Genomic DNA, 26,693 nt, shown 5'->3' on the forward strand with positions numbered 1-26,693 from the left:
AACCCTGGCGCTTCGTGCGGGCGCAGCCACGCGAAGCCCAACCGCCCGCGGAAACAGAACAGCAGGTGCCCTCGTGAGGGCACCTGCTGGCTTAGGTGGACGACGGGTCCGAAACCTGCGGAATCAGGACAGCTTGGACGCCACCAGGGAGGTCAGGTCCACCAGGCGGTTGGAGTAGCCCCACTCGTTGTCGTACCAGCCCACGACCTTGACCTGATTGCCCATGACTTTGGTGAGCCCGGAGTCGAAGATGGCCGAGGCTGGGTCCGTGACGATGTCCGAGGAGACGATGGGGTCCTCGGTGTAGGTCAGGATGCCGGCCAGGCGGGGATCTTCGGCGGCCGCCTTGAACGCGTCGTTGACTTCCTCGACCGTCACGTCGCGGCCGACCGTGACCGTCAGGTCCGTGGCCGAACCGGTGGGCACCGGCACACGGATGGCAAACCCGTCCAGCCGGCCCTTAAGCTCCGGCAGCACCTGCCCGATCGCCTTCGCGGCCCCGGTCGAGGTGGGGACCATGTTGATCGCAGCGGCCCGGGCCCGGCGCAGGTCGCGGTGCGGTCCGTCCTGGAGATTTTGGTCCGCGGTGTAGGCGTGGATGGTGGTCATCAGGCCCTGCTCGATCCCGAAGTTCTCGTGCAGCACCTTCGCCAGCGGTGCCAGGCAGTTGGTGGTGCAGGAGGCGTTGGAGACGAGGTGGTGTGTGCCGTCGTCGTACTCGCCGTCGTTGACGCCCATCACGACGCTGAGCACATCGCCCTTGGCGGGTGCGGAGATGAGGACCTTGCGGGCGCCGGCGACCAGATGCTTTTCGGCATCCGCAGAGCTCGTGAAGAGCCCGGTGGATTCGATCACGATGTCGACGCCGAGCTCTCGCCAGGGGAGGTTTCCGGGATCGCGTTCGGCAAGCACCTTGATGGTCCTGCCGTCGACCACCAGGTTGCCGTCGGCGACCGTGACGTCCGCGCCAAGCCGGCCGACGACGGAGTCGTACTTGAGCAGGTGCGCCAGGGTCTCCGGCGAGCCGAGGTCGTTGATGGCCACGATCTCGAGGCCTGAGCCAATCTTTCCCTGTGCCATGGCCGCCCGGAAGTAGTTGCGGCCAATGCGCCCGAAACCGTTGATGCCAATCCGTACTGCCATGGGAACTCCTTTTATTTAGCCTCTAAATTTATGTTCCATTATTATTATCCTGATACTGCCGGACAAGGTCAAGGGGATCGATGTGAGCACCACAGCCACCACTCCGCAGGTCCTGCGGCTGACCAACCTGAAAGCCGTGCTGTCCGTGATGCGGGAGAACGGCGCGGTGACCGGGAGCGACCTGATCGAGGCGACCGGGCTGACCCGTGCCACGGTCATCGCGGTCTGCGACGACCTGGTGGCCCGCGGCTGGGCCCGGGAGGTGGCCGGCGAACGCGTTGTCGGCACGGCGAAGGGCCGGCCGGCCCGGCGGTTCCAATTCAACCCCGGTGCGGGCTGCGTGCTGGGGTTGGACGTCGGCATGGCCACCGCCACCGTGCTGGTGGCGGACTTGAACGGCCTGGTGCTGGCCCGCATCTCCGAGCGGTTCGAGAAGCCGCCGGCCACGGCGGAGTCACGCCGCTCCACCATCAAGCAAGCAGTCGCGTCAGCCCTGGCCGAGGCCGGACTCCAGCCGGCCTCGGTACTGGCCACGGCCATCGGCGTATCCACCGTCGTCGACCGCCACGGCAACGTGGCACCCGGACATGAACTCTCCGAGCACTTCGACATCGGCCTGCAGACCGAGGTCTTTGCCCGCTACGGCTGGCCGGTGCTGCTGGAGAACGACGCGAATCTGGCGGCCCTGGCGGAGCGCTGGAGCGGCGCCGGCAAGGGCGTCGACGACCTGGCCGTCATGCTGGCCGGCGAACGGCTGGGCACCGGCCTGATTGAATCGGGCCGGCTGCTGCACGGCTGCAACGGCGGCGCCGGCGAAGTGGGCACCCTGGAACTGGTGGACGGGGTGGGCAGCCAGGACGGCATCGCGCGGCTGGCCCGCTATTGGGGCAACGAGGCCCTGGCGTCCGGCCGGCCCACCGTGATCCGGGAGCTGGTGGGACCGGGCACCACGCGCGTGTCGGCCCGCTTCGTCTTCGAAGCCGCCGCCAGAGGCGACGGGGTGGCGCAGGAAATCCTGGAGCGCATCGGCCGGCGGATGGCCCGCGTGGTCGCGATACTGGGCACCTTCCTCAACCCGGAGCTCGTGGTGATCGGTGGCGCGGTGGCAGCCTCGGCGTCGGCCCTGCTGCCCACCATCACCCGGGAGCTTCCCCTCCTCACCGCGACGCCTCCGCGGGTGGCGGTCTCCGGCTTCGGCGACGCGATCGTGGCCACGGGGGCCGTCCGGCTGGCGCTGGACTACGTGGAGGAGCATGCCATGGAACTTGCCCCGGCCGGGATGCCGGCGAGGTAGGCGGGATCCCGTGGGGCACCTTTACGAAGCCCGTCGGAAAGGACGACGGCGGGGCGCGCCGCCGCCGGTCAGGTGAGGGTGTTGATCGGCGCCCCGTCGAGGTAGGCCAGGATGCCCTCGAGCATCTGCGTGTACCCCAGCCTGTGGGCCTCCTCGGTGACGAAGCCGACGTGCGGGCTAAGGATCAGGTTGGGCACGCTGCGCAGCGGGCTGTCCTGCGGCAGCGGCTCCACGTCGTAGACGTCGAGCGCTGCGCCGGCGATCCGCCGCCCGGCGAGCGCTGCCACCAAGGCGGCCTCGTCCACCAGCGGTCCCCGCGAGGTGTTGACCAGCCGGCCGCCGGGACCGAGGAGGTCCAGCTCGGCGGCGCCGACGATCCCGCGGGTGGACTCCGCCAGCCTCAGGTGGACGCTGACGATGTCCGAGCGCCGGAACAGGTCCTCCTTGGACACTAGCTCCACCCCGTGGCCGGCGGCGCGCTCCCGGGTCAGGTGCGGACTCCACGCCAGCACGTCCATCCCGAAGGCCTGCGCGTAGCGGGCCATCAGCTGGCCCAGTCGGCCCAGGCCCAGTAGCCCGAGGGTGGAACCGGCCAGGTCGACGCCCATCCGTGCCTGCCAGATTCCGGCCCGCACGTCCCGGTCGTTCTGCGGGATCTCCCGGGCCACGGCCATCACCAGCGCCCAGGCCAGTTCGGCCGGAGCCTGCGTGCTTTTCCGGGTTCCGCAGACGGTCACCCCGCGGGCGCGCGCGGCGTCCAGATCGATCGAGGCGTTGTGCATGCCGGTAGTGGTCACCAACTTAAGGCCGGGCAGCAGGTCCATCAGCTCGGCGGTGATGGGAGTCCGCTCGCGCATGGTGACCACCACGTCCGCCCCTTTCAAGCGCTCGGCGAGTGCACCGACGTCGTCAACATGGTCAGTGAAACGCTCGACGGCGATGCCCGGCGGCAACTGCTCCCACGGGGCGCTGGACAGTGCTACGTCCTGGTAGTCATCGAGGATGGCGATCTTCACGATGCCAGCGTATCCGCCCGGAACACGGGAACCCGGCCCCACGGGCGGGGCCGCCGCCGGCTCCGAGCAGTTCCGGATCAGCGCCGTTGCCCCACGGCGTTAACGCAGCAGGCAGGGCCCGGAGAGGATCCGGGCCCTGCCTGTGTGGCGCGTGGCTAGTTGGCCGGCAGCACGAAGGCCGAGTCGACCGTGATGGTGACCTTGTCGCCCACCAGCACGCCGCCGGCTTCCAGGGCGGCGTTCCAGGTGATGCCGAATTCCTTGCGGGAGATCTGCGTGGTGGCGGAGAAGCCGGCGCGGGTGGCACCGAACGGGTCAACCGCCATGCCGCCGAATTCGACGTCGAAGACCACCGGCTTGGTGGTGTCCTTGATGGTCAGCTCGCCGGCCAGCTGGAACTCTTCCGGAGTGCCTTCGACGCTGGTGGCCTTGAAGGTCATCTCCGGGTACTGCTCCACATTGAAGAAGTCTTCGCCCTTCACGTGGGCGTCGCGGTTGTCATCGTTGGAGTCGAACGAGGCGGTCTTCACGACGGCCTCGACGGAGGAAGTGGCCAGGCTGTCGCCGACCACGAGGGTGGCATCGGCCTCGGTGAACTGGCCGCGCACCTTGCTGATGCCGGCGTGGCGGACGACGAAGCCGACCTCGGTGTGGGACTGGTCGAGATTCCAAGTTCCTGGAGTGAGCTGAACGGCCATTAAGTGCCTCCTGGTTGAAGTTAGGATGTGAAGCTCGGGTGAACTCCATGCTTATGCATTTATCGTAGCACGCTGATAGTTGAAGAGTCAACCAATAGCCGGTGAACGGCGGGGCAACAACTATCAGCCCCGCGCGGCGCGGCTCGAGGCGGTCAGGCGTGGTTGTCCTACGGCCTGCTTCAGGTAGATGATCGGACCAAGGGCACAGTGCCATCCTCCGGAGACACATAGCCCGTCGTCTAGCGAAGGACAAGGTCGGCATGGCAGCACCGCCAGCCACGAAGGCCGCGTTGACCGGGTGGATGCCGGCCATGCTGGCGGGCGTCGTGTCGGCAGCCGCCCTCTTTGCAACAGCGGAACTGGCGGCCGCGTTTTTCGGCCCGGCCGCCTCCCCCTTCGGCTCGGTAGGTGCCGCCGTCGTGGAGCTCTCGCCGATCTGGCTGACCGAATTCGCCATTTCCACATTCGGGACAGCGGACAAACTGGTGCTGTACATCGCCATGGGGATTGTTGCGGCGCTGATCGCCGCCGCGGCCGGCCTGCTCGCCGCCCGGCGCTGGACCGCCGGCGCGCTTCTGGTGGTGCTGCTCGCGGCGGGCATGGCGGCCTGCGTGCTCACCCGCGCCGGGGCGGTGCCGGCCGATGCCATTCCGACGGCGTTGGGAACCGCGGCAGGCCTGCTCGGCCTGCGCCGGCTGATCAGGCTCTTGCCCCGGCCCGCGGCCTTGTCCGTTGGCGGCGCGGCCGTCTTGCCGGGGGATCCGGGCCGCCGCCGCTTTCTGGCGAACGCCGCAGCAATGGCGGGTGTCGCCGTCGTCATGGGGATCGCCGCCGGCGCCGTTTCTGCCGCGCGGAACACCGCACGGCAGGTGCGGCAGGCACTGGGGCTGCCTGCGCCCGCGCGGCCGGCCGGGCCGTTGCCGGAGGACGTGCAGGCACCGGTGGACGGGGTGGTTCCCTTCGTGACCCCTAACGATGAGTTCTATCGCATCGACACCGCACTGATCGTCCCGTCGGTGGATCCGGGGCAATGGCAGCTGCGCGTTCACGGACTGGTAGAGGAAGAATTCAGCATTAACTTCCAGGAGCTGCTGGAGGCCAAACTTGTGGAGAGCTACACCACGCTGACGTGCGTTTCGAATCAGGTGGGCGGGGAACTGGCCGGCAACGCCCGCTGGCTCGGCTATCCGCTGCGGGACTTGCTGGCCCGTGCACGGCCGCTTCCGGAGGCGGACATGGTCCTGTCCACCAGCGTCGACGGCTTCACTGCTTCAACCCCTTTGGAGGTGCTCACCGACGGGAGGGACGCGCTGCTCGCGATCGGGATGAACGGGGAGCCCCTGCCGCTGCAGCACGGGTTCCCCGTGCGGATGGTGGTGCCGGGACTGTACGGATACGTGTCCGCGACCAAGTGGGTGGTTGACCTGGAGCTCACGCGCTTTGTGGACAAGGCGGCCTATTGGACCACCCGAGGCTGGTCGGACCGTGGCCCGATCAAGACGGCCTCAAGAATCGAGGTGCCTCGGCCCGGAGCCCGCCTGCCCGCAGGGCCCATGGCCTTTGGGGGAACGGCATGGGCCCAGCACCGGGGCCTCTCGAAAGTCCAGGTGCAGTTGGACGACGGCGACTGGGTGGACGCGCAACTGGCGGCGGAGGCTTCCGTGGATACCTGGCGCCAGTGGTACTTCGTGCAGGACAATGTTCCGGCCGGGCAGCACCGGCTCCGGGTGCGTGCCTGGGAGGCGGACGGCACGCTGCAGACCGAGGCCGCGGCGCCGCCTGCTCCGGATGGCTCCACCGGCTGGCACAGCGTTGAATTCACCGTTGATTAACCGCCGGGTCATCTTCGTCACAGGGCCTGGGCATCAAGCCCGGGATTCCGCCACCGACCTGCAGGAGGCGCCCAGCTTCGGTTGCTATGCTCAACACCCCGCCTCCCGCAGCCGCAGGCGGCTGCCCGTTCCCAAGGCGGCACCGCCGTCGTTCCCGGCGGCCCCATTTCCCTACCGTTCACCTTCCCTTCCCTCCAGGAGACCCGCACCCCGATGACCAGCCCGGCAGTATCCGATCAGCACAAGGACCTCATGGACCGCAGGTACGATTCCGGCGTCGCCGACATTAACCGCCTCTGCGACGAACTGCGGGACCTGAAGCCGGGTACCGAGGTCCCTTACGTGGATCCGATCCACGACGCCGACGAATGCCGGATCGTGTCGCTCTACTCCAACATTGGGCAGGCATCCGACACCGGTTTCATCTGGCCCGGGGACCAGGAGGCAGCGACGCGGATGCTCGGACTGCAGTGGCAGCTCGGCCTGCGGCCCCAATATGTCATGCCCTGGAATGTGCACCCCTGGTTCACGCCGGGCCAGGCGAACGGCAAGCTCACCCCGGACCAAATCAGTGCCGGCCTCAAGCCGCTGCTGAAGATGTTGGCACTGGTGCCGCGGGCCTCGGTGCTCGTGGCCCACGGAACCGAAGCCCAGCGGCTGGCCGGGTTGCTGCTGAAGACCGAGAACCCGCTGCTCTGGCGGCGTGGCTTCAAGACGTACAAGGTCAGGGCACTCAGCGGCCGGGCGTTCGCGGGTTCGCCGGCCCGCCAGCAGGAATGGCTGGATGCCATGCATGAGGCCTACGCAGACGCGATGGCGCGCACCGGGTTGGGCCGGCCCGCCAAGTAGCCCTTCGGCACCCAGGCATCACCGACGCCCCCAGCGTCCATCATTGGCGCATCAGCGCCTCTCCCGCCATGGCAGCTGCGCCTCCCCGCGGCTAGCCTGAGCCTGGACGGGAGGAACAGCCATGCCGTTGTGGATGACCGCGTTTACCGTAGGGGCGATGGGCGGTGCCGCGCTGGTGCTGGGATGTGCCATCGCCTGGAAATGGGCCATTCCCGTCAAGGTTGTCTCGACGGTCATGGCCTTCGGCGCCGGCGTCCTTATCTCGGCGCTCGCCTTCGAACTCGTCGACGAAGCGGTAATGACCGGCGGGATCGGAGCGACCGTCGGAGGTTTCCTCGTCGGTGCCTCTCTCTTTGTGGGCACCAACGCGCTGCTGGCCAGAAGAGGTGCCAAACACCGCAAACGGTCGGGCAATCAACAGCCGGCCGAAGGAGATACCCCGGGCAGCGGCCTGGCGATCGCCGCAGGCGCCCTGCTGGACGGTATTCCTGAGTCCCTCGTGCTGGGCCTCGGCCTCGTAGCCGGGGGAACAGTCAGCCCTGCGATGTTGGGCGCGGTGTTTATATCGAACATTCCCGAAGGGCTCTCCAGCAGCGCCGGCATGAAGAAGGCCGGGCGGGGCGCGGGCTACGTTTTCGGCGTGTGGGGCACTATCGCTGTGCTCTCCGGAGTCAGCGCCCTGATCGGTTACGTAGCGCTGCAAGACGCACCGGAAGAACTCGTGGCCTTCATCAACGCGCTGGCGGCAGGCGCCATCCTGGCCATGATCGCCGACACCATGATCCCTGAGGCCTTCGAAGAGCATCACATCCTCACCGGCCTCACTGCAGCGCTCGGATTCGTCACGGCCCTGAGCCTCGATTCGCTGTAACCCGGCCACTGCAACAATCCCCCAGCCCGCCGACAACCAGGACCAATCGTGGTAATAAACCGCCCGTCAGTCGTCGCGGACTGAATCCGGAATTCGGCAAAACAGCGCTCGTTCCCGGTCAATGACGGATCTATACTGTGGAAGCGCCCCACGACAGGGCCCCGGGCAACGGGGCCCGCCCGGCCGGGGCGACAGGAGAAATCGGTGCGCTGGTCGCTCGAACATACGGTCCCGGCTGTTGTCCCGAGGCCGGCTCCCCCGCCGCCGCTTCGCAGTGCGCTTAACCGCTGGCTGTTGATGGACAAAGTTCCGCCGGTGGGCCGCGAAAGCGCCCCGCGCGGCACGCCCCATCCCTGGTGGAAAGTCGTATGCCTGACCGGCGTTGACTACTTCTCGACGCTCTCCTACCTGCCAGGAATTGCCCTGATCGCTGTGGGACCGCTGTCGCCGCTGGCAACGCTGCTCATTGTGGGGCTCACCTTGCTGGGCATGCTCCCGCTGTACCGGCACGTAGCGGCGGAGAGCCCGCACGGCGAAGGCTCGGTAGCCATGCTCGACCGGCTCCTGCCGTTTTGGAAGGGGAAGGTTGTTATCCTCGTCCTGCTCGGTTTCGTTGCCACCTCGTGGATTATCACCATCACGCTCTCGGCCGCCGATGCAACGGTGCATTTGCTCGACAATCCCTACGCTCCCGGCTTCTTGCAGGGCCATTCGGTCCCTGTCACCGTCGTGCTGCTGTTGGTCCTCGGCGGTATTTTCCTGATCGGATTCGGCGAGGCTGTAGCCATTGCCGTGCCCTTGGTGGCCGCGTTTTTGGTCCTGAATTCGGCCGTCATCATGGCCGGCCTGTCGCTCATCGCACAGGACCCCGGCCGCATCGGCGACTGGGCCCAGGCCATGGCCGCTGCCAGCCCCGGCCCGGGCAACCTGGCCTTGTCCCTGCTGCTGGCTTTTCCTCTGCTGATCCTGGGCCTGTCTGGATTCGAAACGGGCGTGAGCATGATGCCGCTCGTGGCGTCCGAGGGGCACACTCCCGCGCAACGGCTGGCGTCACGGGTCCGCAACAGCAAGAAGATGCTGACGTGTGCTGCGGCTGTCATGAGCGGTTTCCTCATGGGCAGCAGCTTCGTTACGGCTGTCCTCATCCCGCCCGAGGCCTACGCCGCGGGCGGCCCCGCGGATGGCCGGGCCCTCTCCTATCTTGCGCATGGACTGTTTGGCGAGGGGTTCGGCACGATCTACGACGCGGCAACGGTCTTGATCCTGTGGTTCGCAGGTGCCTCGGCGATGGCCGGGCTGATCAACATCGTCCCGCGTTACCTGCCCCGCTTTGGGATGGCCCCCGAATGGACCACTGCGATCCGGCCCGTCGTTCTGGTCTACACTGGCGTCAGCATCCTGCTCACCGTGGGTTTCGGAGCCGACGTCAACGCCCAGGCCGGAGCCTATGCCACAGGCATCCTGGCCATGATGGTGTCGGCGGCCGTCGCTGCCACCTTCACGACTGCCCGCCGTCACAAACACCGGACCGCTGCCGGGTACGGCGCACTCAGCCTGGTGCTGCTTTATGCACTGCTGGCCAACGTTCTGGAAAAACCCGACGGCATCAGCATCTGCGGGCTGTTCATCCTCGGCATGGTCGGTGTCTCGCTCGTCTCCCGCGTCGCCCGGACCATAGAACTCCGCGCCGAACGTATCGAATTCGATCACACTGCCCGGCGGTTCATCAGCGATTCCTTGGACAACGACGGCTCGCTGAACATCATCGCCAAGCGCCGCCCCGGCAACCACGACGATTACAGTGCCAAGGAAGACGCCCAGCGGCACATGAATCCGGTCCCGGGGACAGCGGACGTCCTGTTCCTCGAAATCGACATCGTGGATCCGTCGGCCTTCGCCAAGGTGCTTCGCGTCCGCGGTATCGACGTCGGCGGGTACCGGGTGCTTCGCGCGGAAAGCCCCGCGGCCCCGAACGCGATTGCCGCCATCCTCTTGGCCGTGCGGGACGCAACCGGTGTCCGTCCCCATGCCTATTTCGAATGGTCCGAGGGCAATCCGCTCGGCCACCTCTTCCGCTACCTGCTGCTGGGACAGGGAGACACGGCTCCGGTGGTGCGCGAAATCATCAGGCAGAATGAGCCCGATCCCGGCCGCCGGCCCGGGATCCATGTGGGCGGATAGCGGCGGCGGAAGCCCGCTTCGACGGCGGGGACACCGCCCGCCGCCGTCGTTGTGCGCACGGTAGCCGGAGGGCCGCTACGCCTGCGGACGAGCATTGCGGTGCCGCCGGGGTGCGACTACATTACTTGCATGTCTCATGAACCAGGGATGGGGGCGCCTGGAGCTCAGGGAACCGGGGGGATGTCCGGCGAACCGGACCGTCCTGCGCCGCCGCGTCCGCAGATGTCCGACCGTACGCCCCCGCCGATCGCAGGCATCCTGGTGCCTCCGCCTGCAGTCAAGAGGGTCCGCTTCTTGTGGATCCTCAGTTTTGTTTCAGGGCTGATTGCAGGGATATTCGCGTACTTCGCCCAGGACGAGATCCTCGAGCACCTGCGCGGGCTCATCAACGGCTTGGAGCAGGGCGCCGACGAGGAGACCGTGGAAGCCATGGCGATGCTGGTTTTCTGGGGGACCTTGGGCATGCTGGCGCTGGTCATTCTGATCGAGGCCCTGCTGCTGCGGGCCCTCATGCGCCGCCATGGCAAGGTGCGCTTCGCGCTGCTGGCCATGCTGTTCGTCCACGGGGCAGTGACCCTGTTGGCCGACGAATTTTTGGCCGCCCCCGGTGATCAGGCATTGGGCATCAGGATCATGCTGGTTCTGCAGCTGGTGCTAGCCGGCGCGGCGGTAGTCGCCAGCGTCCTGCGCGGGGCCAACCGATGGTTCCGCGCCGAGCACCAGGGGCGACGAGGCCGGACCGCCTGAAGCTAGCTGCATGCCGGCCAGTAGTTCCTCGCAGCTGCGAATGACGGTCTGGCAGACCTCGGCAACGGCCCGGCCGCGCAGCGGATCGCCCGCCACGGCGTGCCAACGTCGCAGGCACGCCACGGCGGTCTCCCGCAGGACCTCGTCGGGTGTGTCACGGGGCAGTCCCAGGCGTTCGGGTGCCGAGACGCCGTCGCCGCCAATCATCCGTTCAGCTTCGGTGGCCAGCTCCGGTTCCAGCGGCAGGCCGGTGGTGCGGGCAGCCGCCAGCAAGCGCAATTCGCGGAAGGCGTGCGCGCTGGCGAGCAGCCGTTCCAAGCCGGCCGCGACTCCGGCGGTGCCCGGGCGGGGATGGTCGTTCAGCAGCTTTTCGATGCCGACCAGGGCCGTGCGGGCTTTGAGCTGTCCGGCCCGGGCTTGGAACTGCCCGGTCATCACGGCCAGCAATTCGTCCAGCCCGCTGCGGCGGGCCAGTTCGTGGGCCAGCACGGTCGGTTCGGAGATTCCTCCACGGAGCAGCGCCGCTGCCAGCCGGAGCCCGAAGAGCCCGAACCGGTCCAGCAACCTCGCCCGCGCTTCCGGCGGGGCGGACAGCGGCCCCCCGGGCCGGACGAAGCGGTCGGCGGACAGCAGGAGCCGCTCCCGTTCCCGCCTGTCCAAGGAAGAGAGCTCGGCGAGGACGGAGTATTCCCCCTGCCGCAGGCTGCGCGCCGACTGGGCCAGCAGGCCCGCGATCGGCACTACCCCGAGGGCCAGTGAACGCAACGCGCCGTCATGGCGGTAACGCGCCGCGATTTCCCGGGCGGAGAGCATGGCGTCGATCCGACCGGACCCGACTTCGTCCGCGCGGGACAGCACCGCCAGCGCGTTGACGGTACCGCTCTGGCCGGCCGCGGTATCACGGAAGGACTCCAAAAAGCCCAGGTCGGACGCGTGCAGGTGCCGCAGCAGGTAGAGGATCGCGTCGGCCTCCGAGGGTGCGTCTGCCGGCGTCAGGAAATCGGTGGAGCGGGCCGACACGTCCCGGGAGAGCGAGGCGATGCCCGGCGTGTCGATCAACGTCATGTCGCGCAGGGTTCGGGACGGCCAGTCCACCACGAGCCTGTCGACTTCCTCTGCCTTGATCCCGCCGAACTCGAAGACCAACCGGCCGTCGGTGCGCTTGGTCGGAAGGTCCCGGGGCGCTCCGGCGCGCGGGTACAGGGTGATGCGCGGAGTGTCGCCGTAGCGGTACCAGGTAACCACCCGGGTGCACTCTCCCGTGTCGGTCGGGGCAATCTCCTCGCCGATAATGGCGTTGAGCAGTGTCGACTTGCCGGCTTTGATCATCCCCGCAATGGCTACCCGCAGCGGCTCGTCGAGCCGGCGCGCATACTCCTCCAACACCCGACGCACCGCCGGGTCGTCGCGGTAGGCCTCGATCGCTTCCCGGACCAGCCCGCGCGCCGCTTCGACGTCCGCTCCGGCTGCCGCGGGGTTCATGCCTGTCCCGCCGGTTGCGGTGCAGCAGCGTCCAGCGCCAGCGCCTGCTTGCGCAGCGACTCGACAAGCGCGAGGGACGCCTTGAGCTCCTTGATCCGCAGGTCGCGTTCCTGGTGGAAGCGGCTCGCCGCCTTCTGTGCCGCCAGCACCGAATCCGCCAGCGAACGATGGTGCTCCTCGGCCAGCTCAGTGAAATGGTCGCGCGTGGCCCGCTGCACGATCCTGAGCCGGTCCTTGAGCTGCTTGCCCACTTGGAACACCACCTCGTCAACTTGTTTCCGGACCAGGGCCTTGGCCTCCGACTGGCGGCGCTTCAACCGGGCCTCCTTGTCTTCGCGGTAAGCCTTGCCGCCAAGCAGCAGGCCGGCTCCGACCGAGATCGGGTTGATCAGCGCCATGCCCACGATCCCGGTGAGGAGGCCGAACATCAGGACACCGCCATACGAGCCACGCATGCCGATCAGTATTTTCTGGACCGGTCCCAGGCGGCCCGCATCCAGGCCCGGGATCTCCTCGACCGGGTCGAGCACGTTCTCCGTGGAATCGACCTGCAGCAACGGCAAGGTGACGTCGTCCTGGTTGAAATGCTCGGCGACCTTTTCCGCCAGCCACAGCGACCGTTCGTTCGTCCACACGAAGGTGTCGGACACGGCAGCGGCCACCCGCTGTTCAAGCCAGTGCACGAACTGCTCCCACTGCGGACCGGGGTCCCCGGCATCGATGGACTGTTCCGCATCCCGCAAAATGCTGCGCAGCCGGTCGCGCAAGTCGTGTTCCATGTCGGAGATGAGATCGCTCATGCCGTCATTGAGCGTGACCTGCCAACGGGAAGAACGACGGCGGAGCTCGTCGGCGCGTTCCTTGGCCGCCTCCAGCTCGGCCAGCATCTCGGGTGTGCCGTCCGGATTCTCCAGCGCGCTGAGTTCCGACTTCAGCGACAGCCGCAAATGGTCCACGGCCGAAATGAGGTCCTGCGCCACGGAGCGCCGCTGGAGCCGCTCGGTCTGGCCCAGGATCTCGTGCCGGAGGTAAGCCACCAGCTCCGGAAATCCTGATTCGGCGTTCAGTTCGCTGTCACGCATTTCGGCCGCCCGCAGGCGAAGTTCCGAGGAGATTGGAATCAGCGGCATATCTGCCCCGATCCGCTTCAAATGACTTCTGTCCAGTTCGGCCACCTGCCGCCACTGCGGGTACAAATCCGTCTTGGACAGGACGCCGGCCACATTAGGGCAGATGCGTTGCGCCTGCCGCAGGAACCGGATCTCCGGTTCGGTGAATTCCTGGGACGCGTCCGAGACCAACAGCATGGCGTCCGCCGTAGGCAACGCTGTCAGCGTGGTGAGAGTATGGGCCGAGTCCAGCCCCCCGACCCCCGGCGAGTCCACCAAAGCAAGCCCGCCGTGCAGAACCTTCCGGGGCAGGGAGACTTCCGCGGCAGCGAGCCGGCGCTCGTTACCCGGATTTCCCCGTTCCGAAACGTGCTCGGCAAGTTCGTCCAAGGCGATCGGGCGACGCTCCAGTTCAACTTCCCCGTCGTTGGAGTCGGCGCCTTCCTTCGGCACCAGGATCACGGCTGAGGCAGGCTCTCCGTGCTTCACCACCGTCGGCACCGAGGTGGCGACGTCGTCGTCAATGGGACAAACCGGCGCATTCACCAGCGCATTGATGAGCTGACTCTTGCCCTGCTTGAATTCACCGACGACGATCACTCGGGTAGTCGGGTCCTGCAATCGCTTGCGGGTCTGCTCCAGGCGCCGCTGCAAGTCTGCGCGCTCACCCTTCTTGGCCAATTCCAGGCCCTGATCCACCAGCTTGACGAGCTCGACCACCGTATCCCCTTGTGACTTCCGGCCCAGCGGCCGGACCGTGACACTGTCCAGCAGGAGGTCCCCCGGCCTCCTGCTGGACAGCTGATCTGTCGTGATTCAGTTATCAGATCGGTTAGAGGTTGACCTCTTCGGCAACAACGCTGTCTTCGATTTCCACTTCGTTCTCCGCGATGATGACGGAGTCGTTCACCGAGTTGTCCGTGAATTCGGCATCGATGTCGGCGTCCACCTGCACGTCCGTGTTCGTGGAGTTGTCGTTGAACGAATCCTCGACCTCGACCTCGTTGAACGAATCCTCGATCTCGACCTCCTCGTTGAACGAATCCTCCACGTTGATGTCGGTGGTGGAGTTGTCCTCGTTGAACGAATCCTCGACCTCGATCTCGGTGGTGTTGCCGTTGTACGAGTCCTCGATTTCCACCGAGTTGTCGGTCGAGTTATCCGTCGAGTGGTCGGAGTTGTCGTTGAAGGAGTCTTCCACCTCGACGTCCAAATCGACATCTGTGTTGTAGGAATCCTCGTTGTAAGAGTCCTCGTTGTAGGAATCCTCGTTGTAGGAATCCTCAACGTTGAAGGAGTCCTCCACGGAGATGTCGGTGGTATTCCCGACTGCCACATCGCCCTCAATGTCACCGGTGGTTACGGTTGTGGAATTATCGGTGGAGTAATCCTTGGAGTTGTCCGTCGAGTTATCCAGGGTGGCGTCGCCGCCGGCTGCAACAGAGCCGTCGCCCGAGGCAATCACGGCGTCATTGTCGAACCACTGGTTGACGTCGCCGTCGGCCCAGATGTTCTGGTTGACGGACTGGTCCGTGATGGTGTCCCGATCGTCGATCGTCGAGGTGTACGAGTAGTTGTTCACGATGTGCGTCAGCTGCTGAACAGCATGGGCGTGGTCATCGTGGTCGTGGTCCCTGCCGCCGCCGTGACCGTGGTCATCGTCGTCATGACCGCCACCGTGACCTCCGCCGTGACCGTGGCCGCCGTCACCGTGGCCACCGCCGCCGCCCCAGCCACCGCCATTGTTGCCGGAGTTATCGCTGGACCAGTCGCCGGTGTCGCCGCCGGAGTGGTTGCCGCCGGTGTTGTACTCGCGGTCGAAGGACGAGCTGGCATCCACGGGAGCGTAGTCGAGGATGACCGGCATGATGGCGTCCACATCATCGGAGCACACGTCGCCCAGGCCGGCCTCGGCGAGCGCGGCCTCCGGGTCCGCTTGGAATTCCGCGGCGGCGCGCGGATCACGGAGCAGGTTCATGATGAATTCGAGAAGAGAGCTTGCGAGCGTAGGCATTATATGAATCCCCATTCTTTTCCTACTGGATCTGGCCAAATTATGGATGGTGGCCCGCCGAGCTGAGCTGCTTGGCTTGATTCAAAACTACGGTCGGGCTGCTCCGCCCGCATCGGGGCTTCCTCCCCCGCCTCCCGGCCCCTGAAGGGGGATCGCGGTATCCGGGGACTAGGTAGGGAGGGGTCCCAAGGCCGGAAGTCCGCGGAATTACTGCCCTTGGGAACCGTCTTCGCCGAGCGCAAGCCGCAACTGGGTCAGCAGTTCGGAGCGGTTCGAAGCCCCTAACCGGCGGCGGATACGCGCAATGTGGTGCTCGGCGGTACGCGGCGAAATAAAAATTGCGGCACCGATCTCCCGGTACGTCTTGCCCTCTAAAACCAACCGGGCAACTTCGCGCTCCCGCTCGCTCAAGACAGCCCCCTCCTGACCGTGTGCTGCTCCGGCGGGGACTGGTTTCTGCCCTTCGTGCTCCACGGCAGCTGTCTCGGCCGGCGCGTCCATGGTCCCGCGCGTACCGGGATGAAGGTCCCTGGCGCAGGCCAGGAGGCGGCTCATGTCCTTGCGCTCGTCCGCGTGCGCTGCCGCGTGCCCGGCGAGCCGCGCCCCGTCCCACGTGAGGCCGACGGATGCGAGCGCGCGGGCGGACTCCTCCACCAACCGCGGATCAATCCGGCCGGCCAGCACCGTCACCCACGCCCGGCCCGCCGCCGCAAGCACGCCCGCCAGCCGGTACGTCCCCGAGGCGCGCACCAGCGCCGAGGCATGCGGGGCGAGCTCATTGGGGCTATCCGCCAAGAGGGCTGCCTGGACCGCGTACCAATGCAGCGACGTAGACCACAGCGCCGGTTCGCCCAACCTCCCCAGCAGCGCCCACGCCTCGGTCAAGTGCGGCTGTAGCCGCGCGGAATCCCGCAGGCGGGCAGCGGCTACTGCCAGTTCCCCCAGGGGCAACAGACTGTAGAGATCGACGGCGACGTGCAGCAACCGGCCCCGCGCGCGGTCCCAGGCGCGCACCAAGGCGGCCGTGTCATCGGTTCGGCGCGCCAGCCCGACCCGTAGTGCGTCCAGCAACAATCCATCACGTGGGGTGGGAGGGATTCCGCTGGCGGTCGCCTCTGCAATGGCTGCTCCTGCGCTGTCCGGGTGGTCCTGCAGCATGGAGACCCAGGCCCGCAGGAGCAGCAGCCTCAACCGGGCCGCCGGACCTCCCTGCCCTCCGCGCAGTGCATCGTCGAGGATGGATTCCGCTACTGAAAGCTCACCGCTGTGCAGGGCCACCAATGCCGCAAGGGCAGCCGGGCTGTCCGGCAGCGGAATCGCGGCGCCCGAGGCGGTCAGCATGTCGGAGGCCCGTACCAAGGCGGGCAGCGCCTGCTCGGCGTGCTCGCCGATGGACTCGGCAATGCCTTGTCCCATCAGCGAGACGGCCACGTTCGTCAGTGTTGGCGAGTTGTCGGAACGGCCGCCTGCGAGCAGGCTCCGGGCCGCGTCGGGCTCGCCCGTACCGATCATGACGACGGCGGCCAGCGCCCTGGACGCCTCCGTGGCGGGAGATCCGAGCCACCGGTAGACCTGTGCGCTGCGCGCCAGCATGCCGCGCTGCGCCCACAGCGACGCCGCCACGTCCGCTCCGCGGAGCCTGTCGGGCGCGTCCGGGTGAGCCAGCACCCGGTCAAGGATGCGGCCGGCTGTTTCGAGGTCTCCGGAGGCCAGGGCCGCTTGGGCCCGGCGTGCCGCTGTTGCCACCCCGTCGGCTCCGGCTGCCGCCGCTTCGTTGTAGAGTGTCGCGGCCACTAGAGGCTCGGAAGCCAGGGCGCCGTCGCCTGCATCTTCGAGGACGCGGGCGACGCGTGGGTCCTGGAACCCGCCCCGAACCAGGCCGCGGGCCACGTCCAGGGGCGCCTGTGCGCTGTTGTTGGCTAAACAGTCCGCCAAGGCCCGCTGGACCGCCCGCACATCATGCAGCGGCGTGACGTGAAGCAGGACGCTGCGCATGAGGGGAGCCAGGATTCCCTCGGGCAGGATCAGCCCTGCGGCCGCTGCCTGCGACATCAGCGGCCCGATTCCGCCAGGCAGTTCCCGCAGTCCGGAAGGCAACGGCCCGGTTGGATCAAACCCGACCGCTAGAGCCAGCAGCAGCTCCCGAAGGTTTGGTTCCAGCCGTTCGAGTTCGTAGCCCACATGGTTGACCAACCCACCGAACTTAACCGGATCTGATGGTATTTGGCGGGCGTCATCCGTCGCTTCCAACACATGCTGGACCAGCCAGGGCAGGCCCCCGGTGAGCCGGAAAATTTGATCAATAGCCGGCGCAGGAAGCCGTTCCGGGCGGGCAGCCGCTGCATGGCGGGCGATATCGTGACGGGTCCAGGGCCCCAACAAGACCGGCCGCCGGTGCGCCTCCAACACCGCGGTCAGCCGCTGCAGGGCCGGCAACTGCGGCCACGTCCGATACGCGACCACAAGATTCACGTTCTGCTCGTCGGCCAATCGGTGGACGCGCTCCAGTTCGGCGTCGTCCAATTGGTGGGCATCGTCGATCAGTACCGTGGTGCCTTCGTCCACCGGATCTTGCCCCAGTGCTTGCCTGCCCGAGCTGACCGGGACTCCTGCTTCGTCATATGCTGCCGCCAAGTTCTCCAGCAGAAGGCTCTTCCCCGAACCTCCCGGACCGGACACGGTAGCCAGTAAACGCGACGTGGGCTCCGCCGCGGCTTCCGTCAGCAGTTGCGCGGCATCCCGGTTCACCAAACGACGTGCCGCCGGCTGCGCCGGTGTCGCACCTGTCATGCCGGCCCCGGAGCAGGCGCATCGGTGGGGTCACCCGACGGAGCTGGCGGCTGCGTCGGATCCATCAAGGCCGGCGCGGTCGGCGGAGGATCGACAACAGCCGTCTCTGACGGTGCCGATGAAGGCTCCGGCGCTGGCTCCGGGTCAGGTTCCGGCGCGGGCGCGGGCGCGGGAGACGGAGGCGTCTGCACCGGATCCGGTTCCGGTGCCGTTGTCGGTGCAGTTGGAACACTCGGTTCCGGCTCCGGGACGGGAGGTTGGGGAGTCGTGCCTGGCTGTGGCGTCGCGGGCGGCACGGGCGCTCCGGTGGTTCCCGGAGCAGGAGTGTTGGTGCCGTTGTCCGGGTTCGATCCCGACCCCTGCCCGGAATCGCCGGCCGGCGTAGACGCGCGGCCTGTGCCCGTGGACGGGGTGCCGTCCGGCGCCGTCGTCGCCGTTCCCGTTGCCTGATCCTGCGCGAAGCCCAAGTCGCCGCCAAACCCTGGTGAGCCTTCCGGGCTGGGAGTCACCGCACCCGGGGACGTCGCAGCCGGGTTTTCCCAGAAAACCACAGGACTCATGCCAGGCTGCGACGGCTCAGCAGCCATCACGGAATTGGCCGGTCCGGCCCCTTTACTCCCCTGCGGCGCTCCCCCCGGTACGTAGCCGTTCCGTTCCGCTGCGCTGCCCTGGGCAACTCCAGGCTGGGAGCCGAAGAGGCCGAATTCGTGGGGGCTCTGCGCGGCGGTTGCCGTCAAGGCCGTGAGGGCCGCGACCGCCACCGTAACGGCGGCGGCGCGCATGGCCAGCACGGGTTTCCGCGCGCCGCCGGCGCCTTCCACCGCGGACGCCGCATGGGCGTGGAAGTGGGGTGGCGGAAATGCGCGACCTTCGGCGGGGACCGATTCCGGCTTCGGCTCCGCTGCATCTTCAGGTGCCAGGGCGAGCCGGTTTCGCGCAGCGAAGTACGCGGCGCCCAAGCTGATCGAGGCCTTCGGATCCGCATCCACGGCGAGGGGACGGTTCAGTTCGGCGGACAGCAATTGGGCGACCAGAGGGATGCGGGAGGAACCGCCAGTCAAGAGGACCGCGGTGAGGTCCTCGGCAGCTACTTCCGCAGTTTCGAGGGACCGGCGCAGGGAGTGGATCGTATCGCGCACCAGTGGGTCAATCATGCCCTCAAACTCGGACCGCACCAGGCGGACGCCTGTCTGCAGATCCGGCAGCAACACAGGGATCGTTGCCTCTGAATCGGCCGAAAGAGCTTCTTTGGCTTCAACGCACTCCCGGCGGATGCGGTCCAGTGCCACGCGCGTTTGCATCGAGCCGGGGTCCACGGCGCTGAGCCCGCCGTCCAAGCTGTCGACGACGTGGGCGAAGACAATGTCGTCCACATCCGCTCCCCCCAACCGCTCCAAACCTTCCGGTTTGGCCAGCAGCGTGAACGTGGACGTGTCGTTCTTGTGCAGAACTGCCGCGTCGAAGGTACCGCCGCCAAAGTCATAGACCGCGACCAGGCTGCCCGTGCTGACGCGGGTCTGGGAGGCGTAATGGAGCGCGGCTGCTTCCGGCTCGCTCAACAGGATGACGTCGGCCAGCTCGACGCCGGCCATGGCATCACGGATCAGGCCGGTTTTGTAGTCACCCCAGCCGGCCGGATGCGACACCACTATGCCTTCCGGAGCTTCGCCTTCACGTTCGTGGGCGCGGTCTACGACCCACCGCACCACGGTGGCGAATATGTCCTCAGGCGTGACGAACAGGTCTCCGACCATGATCGGCACCGAGTCGCCGATCCGCCGTTTGAATTCACGAACCACCCGGTCAGGAGAAGTCGTGCCGCGGCGTTCGGCTGCCTCGCCGACCAGGACTGCGCCGTCGTCGCCTATATAGATCACCGACGGCACGGCCGCCGCACGCGAACCCAAGTGGACGGCCTGCGGCTGCTGAGGCTTTCGGTCCCCGCTCCCGTATCGCGCTATCGCTGCTGCCGTGAAACTTGTGCCGACATCGACACTCAGTACATAAGCCATGAATCCCCTCAGGTACGCCCAGCAAGGAACGTCCCCCACCGCTTCTTTATACTGTCTCCAGAGTCATGCTCTGCTCCCCGCTAGGCGGGCGGTATCCATCCGCCCGTGTCCCCATGAAGCCGCTGCGAATGACGCCCTCAGCCGCCGCCAGCCGCAGTTCCCCATACATGGATCCGGCGTTCTTCAGAAGCCGGTCCGTTACATTCAGCCTAGGAGGGGTTAGGGGGTTAGACAAGGGAACGTATCCCCCGGTTTCGAGGAACGCGCTCCACCAAAATCTGGTTAATGGTTTACTCCCAGAGGCGCCTCCGCCCTTGATTTTGCGGCCCTCGAGTAATACATATGCAAAGGCGCGCATTTTCTTTTGCCTAGCGCCTGAATGGGTGGGACCACCAAGCGATTACGGCCGGCGCATACAATGATTTCTCCGCCAATATGACCCGGGAGCTCAATGAAAAATAAACGCGGCGAACCCGATTCCTTGCGGTCTTATGCCGTCTTTTTACGCGGCATCAACGTTGGGGGCATCCGGATTGCCATGAAGGACCTGCAGCGGGTCCTCAGCGAAGCCGGCTTCAGGCAGGTGGAGACGGTCCTCGCCTCGGGCAACGTCGTGCTGTGCGCAGAGACCGATGACCCAGGTGCGGTCAAGGAAAGGGTCGAAGCGAGCTTACGGACGGCATTCGGCTACGACGCGTGGGTCATCGTCAAGACGCCGCAGGAACTGGCCGCCATCGTCGACGGCTACCCGTACATCCCACCCGACGACGGTGTTCCCCGGCACGCCTACGCGGTGCTCACCACGGGTGCGGCGGTTGTGGAACGACTGCTCGGGGACTGCCCGGAACTTTCGCCCGAAGAACGTGCGACCCCAATTGGCGACGTCTTGTACTGGGAGGTGCCGAAAGGCAGCACGCTGGAGTCGAAGCTGTCCAAGCAAATGGCCAAAACCATGTACAAGCCGGTGACCACCACCAGGAACCTCAACACCCTGCATAAGGTACTGGCCAAGTTCCAGACGGAGGACTAAGGCCCCGGGCCCCTGCTACCGAGGGAGGAGCAAAACCGCTCCGAACTCATCCTCTCGGGGGATAGCCGCAGCACCGCTGCGATTCTAGACTCGTCATGTTGCGGTCTTTGGTGCGGGCCGGCGGCCGAGTACGGCCAAGGAGGGGGATCCTATGCTGTTCGACTCGGTCACGTGGATATCAGCTGTCGTCTGTGCCGGACCGTTTGCCCTTTTCCTGGCGGTCGGAGCGCTGGTCAGCATAGGGCGGAGCAAACGGCAGCGGCAGGCGAAAGCAGTCTGGTCGCTGGTGGTGCTCGTGTTGCCCATCCTTGGCCCCCTGGCATGGTTCCGGACCGCATCTCGCCGGGCCGCCGCTGCTGGGCCCCAGCCAGATCCCGGTCGGGCGACGCAGGCGGAATCCTCTGTCCGATGAGCCCGCTCCCGAAAAGGTGCAGGCCGTTCGGGGAATGTGATGGCCCATGTCCCGCGGGTATCGATCCATGCAATATCCGTGTTGGACGCGCTTTCGTGAAGGTCCCTACTCTTCTGGCATGACCAACCGCACAGCCGCGCCCGACGAGACCACCGCAGCCATCAACGGCAAGCAGATCCTTCAGGTTGGACCGGTGAACCCTGCTGTGGCAGCCGCCTTGGCCGATGAGTTCGGCGCCCTGTTGCTCCCGGACGGCCCGGAACGCGGGGAATTTTTGCAGCGGCACGCCCACGGTATTCGCGTGGCGGTGTGTTCCGGCCGCCGCGGGGTGGACTCCGACCTGATGCGCCAACTGCCGAGCCTCGAAGCTATCGTGAACTTTGGCGTCGGCTACGACGCAATCGACGTCGACCAGGCAAACGAACGCGGCATCCGCATCAGCAACACCCCGGATGTGCTCACCGATTGCGTGGCCGACACCGCACTGGCCCTCTACCTGGATGTACTGCGTCAAACCAGCGCGGCCGACCGGTTCGTCCGCCGCGGCGCCTGGGAATCAACCCCGTCATACCCGCTGACCACGCGCGCCTCGGGCAAACGGGTCGGCATCGTCGGCCTCGGCCGTATCGGCCAGGCCATCGCCAAGCGGTTGGAAGCCTTCGACTGCGAGATCCACTACCACAGCCGCCGCCCCCTCAAGGGCTCGGGCTACACGTTCCATTCCTCCCCCGCAAAACTGGCCGAAGCCGTCGAGGTGCTGATCGTCGCCGCGGCCGGAGGCCCGGAGACGGTCAACCTCGTCGACGCGGGGGTGCTGGCCAAACTCGGCCCTCGAGGCTATCTGGTCAACATCGCCCGCGGAACCGTTGTGGACGAGCACGCATTGGTCTCCGCCTTGGCCGAGGGCCTCCTGGCGGGCGCAGGGCTGGACGTGTTTGCCTCCGAACCGCATGTTCCTGCCGGACTGATGGAACTGGAGAACGTCGTGCTGTTGCCACATGTGGGCAGCGGAACCCGCGAGACGCGGGCCGACATGGCCGCTTTGACGCTGGAGAACCTGCGCGGCTTCCTGCGCGACGCCTCGCTGGTGACCCCGGTCTGCTAACCCGCCATGCCTACACTTGTATAACAAGTAGGCGGCTTGTACGATCAGTGCACCAGCACCTCCCGCGTAAGGACCGCCATGCCCTACACCCCCGATTCCATCCGGCACGTCAAACTCTCCACCGCAACGCTGCCGCTGGCCACCCCCATTTCCGACGCCAAGGTTTTCACCGGCCGTCAGAAGCCGATGACGGAAGTGGTCTTCCTGTTTGCCGAAATCGCCACCGCACAGGGACACGAGGGCTTGGGCTTCAGCTACTCGAAGCGGGCCGGCGGCCCGGCGCAATACGCCCATGCCAAGGAAGTCGCCGAGACGATGATCGGCGAGGACCCAAACGACATCGCCAAGCTGTACAACAAGCTGCTGTGGGCGGGCGCGTCGGTGGGTCGCTCCGGCGTCGCCACCCAGGCCCTGGCCGCACTGGACATAGCGCTCTACGACCTCAAGGCCAAGCGGGCCGCGCTGCCGCTGGCCAAGTTCCTGGGCGCCCACCGGGATTCCGTCCGCACCTACAACACCTCCGGCGGCTTCCTCAACGCCTCCATCGACGAGGTCAAGGACCGTGCCAGCCGATCGCTCGCCGAAGGCATTGGCGGAATCAAGATCAAGGTCGGCCTGCCTGACTCGGCCGAGGACCTGCGCCGGGTCGCCGCGGTCCGCGAGCACATTGGCGACGGCGTGCCGCTCATGGTGGACGCGAACCAGCAGTGGGACCGCGCCACCGCACTCCGGATGGGCCGCCGTCTGGAGCAGTTCGACCTGGGCTGGATCGAGGAACCGCTGGATGCCTACGACGCCGAAGGCCACGCCGCGCTGGCCGCCGCGCTGGACACGCCGATTGCCACCGGCGAAATGCTGGCCTCGGTGGCCGAGCACGAACGCCTGATCGCCGCCCGCGCGTGCGACATCATCCAGCCCGACGCTCCACGGGTCGGCGGCATCACCCAGTTCCTGCGCCTCGCCACGCTGGCGGACCAGGCCGGACTGGATCTGGCACCGCACTTCGCGATGGAGATCCACCTCCACCTGGCCGCGGCCTATCCGCGTGAGCCGTGGGTAGAGCATTTCGATTGGCTGGATCCGCTGTTCAACGAGCGCCTCGAGACCCGCGACGGCCGCATGATCGTGCCTGACCGCCCGGGCCTTGGGTTCACGTTCAGTGACCAGGCCCGCGCCTGGACGACGGACAGCGTCGAGTTCGGCCTCGCCTAGCCGCGCCGCGCATTTGGTCCCATGACGACGGCGGTGCCGCGCACCGCCGTCGTTCCCCCCTCCACCTGCCCCAGAGAAAACGGGAGCGATGAAACCGAACCTGACGGCCACCCTGGTTGACGACCTGCGCCGGCGCATTGTCGACGGCGATATCGCTCCCGGCGACAAGCTGCCCAGCGAGAACGCGCTGATCGCAGAGCACGGCGTGAGCCGCACCGTGGTGCGCGAGGCCATCACACGGCTGCAGGCCGAGGGACTGGTGCATACCCGGCGCGGCAGCGGGAGCTTTGCCCTCACCCCGCCGGCGGAAGCGGAGGCCCCCCGGGGCCTCCGGCCCGTGCGGACGCTCGAGGACCGGAGGGCGCTGGTGGAATTCCGCACCGGAGTCGAAAGTGAAGCCGCGGGCCTGGCCGCCGCGCGCCGAACCGACCGGCAGCTAATCGCCCTGCGTACTGCACTCGACGACTTCTCCCGCTCGGACGCCAACCCTGCCGCGGCCCTGGCCCACGACTTCGAGTTCCACCGCACCATCGCCGAAGCCAGCGGCAACCCGTTCCTGCTGGATGCGATTGCCGCCCTCGGCCCGGCCATGATCGCCATGCCGCGCTACCGGCTGGAGGCGAGCGGGGCAGCAGCCGAAACCTCCCGCCTCTCTGCCGTGGCGGCCGAACATGCGGCGGTGCTGGCTGCAGTGGAAACCGGCGATGCCATGGCCGCGGCCGCTGCCATGCGCACCCACCTGGTCAATTCGCGGCACCGGCTGGATCGCGAATCCGGCCACTGATCCGCAGCACCGCCCTTCGACACACCCTGCCATCACCCTCATCCGTCGCTGAAAGGCCGCCCTGGCGGCATCGTCCCGCTAAACAAAAAAGCGGCAGCAGACCGTGTCTGCTGCCGCTTCCATTCATGCGCGGTTAGATCTGCCGTGGTCGGCGGGCTCTACTCCGTTGCCTTGACGGCCAGCACCGGCCGGTCGGCCTGCAGCAGGATGCGCTGGGCGTGGGAGCCCATAATGAACTTGCCCACCTGCGTGCGCTGGCGAAGGCCGATGACAATCAGCGAGACCGCGCGTTCGCTGGCCAGTTCAAGAATCTCGTCGGCCAGGTCGTCGCGGTGCGTCGGCCGCAGCACCTCCGCGGTCACGCCTGCCTCATCGGCCGCCGATTTCAGGCGCAGGAGGTCGCCCTCGGACGCCACGGTCTTGTCCACCAGCGCCCCTTCGCGGGTGGAGTTGACGATCAGCAGGTCTTCACCGCGGAGCTTGGCCTCCGCGATGGCGGCGGACACGGCCGCTTCTCCCACGGGGGTGGGTACATAGCCGACGAGGATGCTCATGCGTTCTCCTTGGTTTCGGTAAGAGCTTCGGTACGGGAGTTTTTCCGGCGATCAATCCCAGACTTGACCATCGGCCAGACGGCGACCACCACGAAGATCACCAGCAACGTGGCGGAGATCGGTCGGGTCATGAATCCCGCGACGTCCCCTTGGAGCACCAGCAGCGAGCGGCGCAGACTTGATTCAAGCAGTGAACCCAGCACGAAGGCCAGCACCAGCGGTCCCGGCTCGAACCCGAACTTCTTCATCAAGTAGCCGACCGCGCCGAAGAGAACCACCAGCAGCACATCGAACATCGAGTTGCGGATGGTGTACGCGCCCAACAAGGTGATCAGCGCGGTGATGGGAGCCAGGATGGCGGCGCGCACCCGCAGGATGCGGACGAACAATCCCACCAGCGGGATCGACATGATCAACAGCAGGATGTTGCCGATGTACATGGAGTTGACCACGCCCCAGAACAGCTCGGGGTTTTCGGTCATCAGCTGCGGCCCCGGGGTCACGCCCTGGATGAGCAGGGCGCCGAAGATGATGGCCATGGTGGCGTTGGCGGGAATGCCCAGGGTCAGCAGCGGGATGAAGGAACTGGTTGCCGCCGCGTTGTTGGCTGTCTCCGGACCGGCGACGCCTTCAATGGCACCCCTGCCGAAGCGCTCCGGGTTCTTCGCACGCTTCTTCTCCACGGCGTAGGCGGCCAGGGAGGAAATCGTGGCGCCGCCGCCGGGCAAAATGCCGAGGAAAAAGCCGAGCACGGAGCCCCGTCCGATGGCACCGGACGACTGCTTAAGGTCCTTCTTGGACGGCCACACGTTGGCCACGGCTGCCGGCGCTTGGGCCGCCCGGTGCCGTTCTTCCAAGTTGTAGAGGATCTCGCCGACACCGAACAGGCCCATGGCCACCGGGACAAAGTCAATGCCGTCGGCCAGGCTCAGGTTGCCGAAGGTAAAGCGTTCCGCACCGGTGAAGATGTCGCGGCCCACGGTTGCGAGCAGCAGGCCGAACGCGGCTGCGATCAGGGCCTTGATCTTGGCACCGTTGCTGATGGTGGCCACCAGCAGGATTCCGACCAGGGCCAACGCCGTGTACTCCGGCGGGCCAAAGTCGAGGGCGAAGCCGGCCACGAGCGGCGCCAGGAAGGTCAGCCCGACGATGGCGACGGTGCCGCCGATGAATGAACCGATGGCCGCAATGCCCAGGGCGGTTCCGGCCTTGCCCCGCCTTGCGAGCTGGTAGCCGTCGAAGACGGTGACCACGGAACTGGCCTCGCCCGGCAGCCGCAGCAGCACCGATGTGATGGTGCCGCCGTACTGTGCACCGTAGAAGATGCCGGCCAGCATGATGATCGCCGTGACGGGCTCGATCCCATAGGTCAGCGGCAGCAGGATGGCGATGGTGGCTGCCGGGCCGAGGCCAGGCAAGACACCGATAAGCATGCCGATGACGACGCCCAGCAGGCAGTAGAGCAGGTTTGAAGGGTCAAGGACAACGCCGAAGCCGTTGATGACCGGTTGCAGGAAATCCATGCGGGAACCTTTGGATCAGTGGGCAAGGGTGGGGC

At 66.8% G+C, this 26,693-nt stretch carries 21 protein-coding genes; 11 read left to right on the plus strand and 10 right to left on the minus strand.

Annotation, left to right across the window (positions count from 1 at the left end):
* Positions 1-123 precede the first annotated feature (123 nt).
* Positions 124-1,143: a type I glyceraldehyde-3-phosphate dehydrogenase gene (gene gap, locus AC5RVD_RS01825; protein ID WP_494112680.1), complete on the minus strand. Its 1,020-nt coding sequence runs from the start codon at positions 1,141-1,143 to the stop codon at positions 124-126.
* Positions 1,144-1,225: 82 nt separating this feature from the next.
* Between gap and AC5RVD_RS01830 the strand changes: the two genes are divergently transcribed.
* Positions 1,226-2,437 (plus strand): ROK family protein, encoded by a 1,212-nt coding sequence (locus tag AC5RVD_RS01830; RefSeq protein ID WP_494125763.1) that lies wholly within the window; start codon positions 1,226-1,228, stop codon positions 2,435-2,437.
* A 68-nt stretch (positions 2,438-2,505) separates the two neighbouring features.
* On the opposite strand, the gene AC5RVD_RS01835 is transcribed toward AC5RVD_RS01830, so the two are convergent.
* Entirely contained in the window at positions 2,506-3,453 is a 948-nt protein-coding gene (locus AC5RVD_RS01835; RefSeq protein WP_494125764.1) for a D-2-hydroxyacid dehydrogenase family protein, read from the minus strand.
* 155 nt (positions 3,454-3,608) lie between these two features.
* Complete coding sequence (locus AC5RVD_RS01840; RefSeq protein WP_493989749.1) at positions 3,609-4,151, minus strand: YceI family protein; 543 nt, start codon at positions 4,149-4,151, stop codon at positions 3,609-3,611.
* A 260-nt stretch (positions 4,152-4,411) separates the two neighbouring features.
* Here AC5RVD_RS01840 and AC5RVD_RS01845 point away from each other — a divergent pair, with 260 nt between their 5' ends.
* The 5 genes from AC5RVD_RS01845 to AC5RVD_RS01865 all read left to right on the plus strand — a co-directional run bounded on the left by AC5RVD_RS01845 (position 4,412) and on the right by AC5RVD_RS01865 (position 10,631).
* Entirely contained in the window at positions 4,412-5,983 is a 1,572-nt protein-coding gene (locus AC5RVD_RS01845; RefSeq protein WP_494125765.1) for a molybdopterin-dependent oxidoreductase, read from the plus strand.
* A 213-nt stretch (positions 5,984-6,196) separates the two neighbouring features.
* Positions 6,197-6,832 (plus strand): uracil-DNA glycosylase family protein, encoded by a 636-nt coding sequence (locus tag AC5RVD_RS01850; protein ID WP_494112676.1) that lies wholly within the window; start codon positions 6,197-6,199, stop codon positions 6,830-6,832.
* 121 nt (positions 6,833-6,953) lie between these two features.
* The gene (locus AC5RVD_RS01855; RefSeq protein WP_494125766.1) at positions 6,954-7,703 is read left to right on the plus strand and encodes a ZIP family metal transporter; all 750 of its coding nucleotides are present in this window, start codon (positions 6,954-6,956) and stop codon (positions 7,701-7,703) included.
* Between the two features lie 315 nt (positions 7,704-8,018).
* Positions 8,019-9,884 (plus strand): APC family permease, encoded by a 1,866-nt coding sequence (locus AC5RVD_RS01860; RefSeq protein ID WP_494125767.1) that lies wholly within the window; start codon positions 8,019-8,021, stop codon positions 9,882-9,884.
* Between the two features lie 180 nt (positions 9,885-10,064).
* Positions 10,065-10,631: a hypothetical protein gene (locus AC5RVD_RS01865; RefSeq protein WP_494125768.1), complete on the plus strand. Its 567-nt coding sequence runs from the start codon at positions 10,065-10,067 to the stop codon at positions 10,629-10,631.
* Here AC5RVD_RS01865 and AC5RVD_RS01870 read toward each other — a convergent pair.
* The 5 genes from AC5RVD_RS01870 to AC5RVD_RS01890 form a co-directional block, all read right to left on the minus strand.
* On the minus strand, positions 10,539-12,113 hold the full coding sequence (locus AC5RVD_RS01870; RefSeq protein WP_494125769.1) for a dynamin family protein: 1,575 nt from the start codon (positions 12,111-12,113) through the stop codon (positions 10,539-10,541). The genes AC5RVD_RS01865 and AC5RVD_RS01870 overlap by 93 nt on opposite strands.
* Positions 12,110-13,942: a dynamin family protein gene (locus tag AC5RVD_RS01875; protein WP_494112671.1), complete on the minus strand. Its 1,833-nt coding sequence runs from the start codon at positions 13,940-13,942 to the stop codon at positions 12,110-12,112. Before AC5RVD_RS01875 ends, AC5RVD_RS01870 begins: the two co-directional genes overlap by 4 nt.
* Before the next feature lie 112 nt (positions 13,943-14,054).
* The gene (locus AC5RVD_RS01880) at positions 14,055-15,236 is read right to left on the minus strand and encodes an IniB N-terminal domain-containing protein (protein WP_494125770.1); all 1,182 of its coding nucleotides are present in this window, start codon (positions 15,234-15,236) and stop codon (positions 14,055-14,057) included.
* A 207-nt stretch (positions 15,237-15,443) separates the two neighbouring features.
* On the minus strand, positions 15,444-17,870 hold the full coding sequence (locus AC5RVD_RS01885) for a LuxR C-terminal-related transcriptional regulator (protein ID WP_494125771.1): 2,427 nt from the start codon (positions 17,868-17,870) through the stop codon (positions 15,444-15,446).
* Positions 17,871-18,022: 152 nt separating this feature from the next.
* Complete coding sequence (locus tag AC5RVD_RS01890; protein WP_494125772.1) at positions 18,023-19,933, minus strand: Hsp70 family protein; 1,911 nt, start codon at positions 19,931-19,933, stop codon at positions 18,023-18,025.
* A 556-nt stretch (positions 19,934-20,489) separates the two neighbouring features.
* Between AC5RVD_RS01890 and AC5RVD_RS01895 the strand changes: the two genes are divergently transcribed.
* The 5 genes from AC5RVD_RS01895 to AC5RVD_RS01915 all read left to right on the plus strand — a co-directional run bounded on the left by AC5RVD_RS01895 (position 20,490) and on the right by AC5RVD_RS01915 (position 24,581).
* Positions 20,490-21,068: a DUF1697 domain-containing protein gene (locus tag AC5RVD_RS01895; RefSeq protein WP_494125773.1), complete on the plus strand. Its 579-nt coding sequence runs from the start codon at positions 20,490-20,492 to the stop codon at positions 21,066-21,068.
* Between the two features lie 151 nt (positions 21,069-21,219).
* On the plus strand, positions 21,220-21,480 hold the full coding sequence (locus AC5RVD_RS01900) for a PLD nuclease N-terminal domain-containing protein (protein WP_494125774.1): 261 nt from the start codon (positions 21,220-21,222) through the stop codon (positions 21,478-21,480).
* A 118-nt stretch (positions 21,481-21,598) separates the two neighbouring features.
* On the plus strand, positions 21,599-22,585 hold the full coding sequence (locus tag AC5RVD_RS01905; protein ID WP_494125775.1) for a 2-hydroxyacid dehydrogenase: 987 nt from the start codon (positions 21,599-21,601) through the stop codon (positions 22,583-22,585).
* A gap of 78 nt (positions 22,586-22,663) precedes the next feature.
* Positions 22,664-23,797 (plus strand): L-talarate/galactarate dehydratase, encoded by a 1,134-nt coding sequence (locus AC5RVD_RS01910; RefSeq protein WP_494125776.1) that lies wholly within the window; start codon positions 22,664-22,666, stop codon positions 23,795-23,797.
* An 88-nt stretch (positions 23,798-23,885) separates the two neighbouring features.
* Positions 23,886-24,581, plus strand: a complete 696-nt coding sequence (locus tag AC5RVD_RS01915) for a FadR/GntR family transcriptional regulator (protein ID WP_494125777.1) — start codon at positions 23,886-23,888, stop codon at positions 24,579-24,581.
* Positions 24,582-24,739: 158 nt separating this feature from the next.
* On the opposite strand, the gene AC5RVD_RS01920 is transcribed toward AC5RVD_RS01915, so the two are convergent.
* Positions 24,740-25,135: a universal stress protein gene (locus tag AC5RVD_RS01920; RefSeq protein WP_494125778.1), complete on the minus strand. Its 396-nt coding sequence runs from the start codon at positions 25,133-25,135 to the stop codon at positions 24,740-24,742.
* Complete coding sequence (locus AC5RVD_RS01925) at positions 25,132-26,658, minus strand: tripartite tricarboxylate transporter permease (RefSeq protein ID WP_494112661.1); 1,527 nt, start codon at positions 26,656-26,658, stop codon at positions 25,132-25,134. Before AC5RVD_RS01925 ends, AC5RVD_RS01920 begins: the two co-directional genes overlap by 4 nt.
* Positions 26,659-26,693: the final 35 nt, after the last annotated feature.

The organism is Arthrobacter sp. THG-b23, assembly GCF_059091265.1.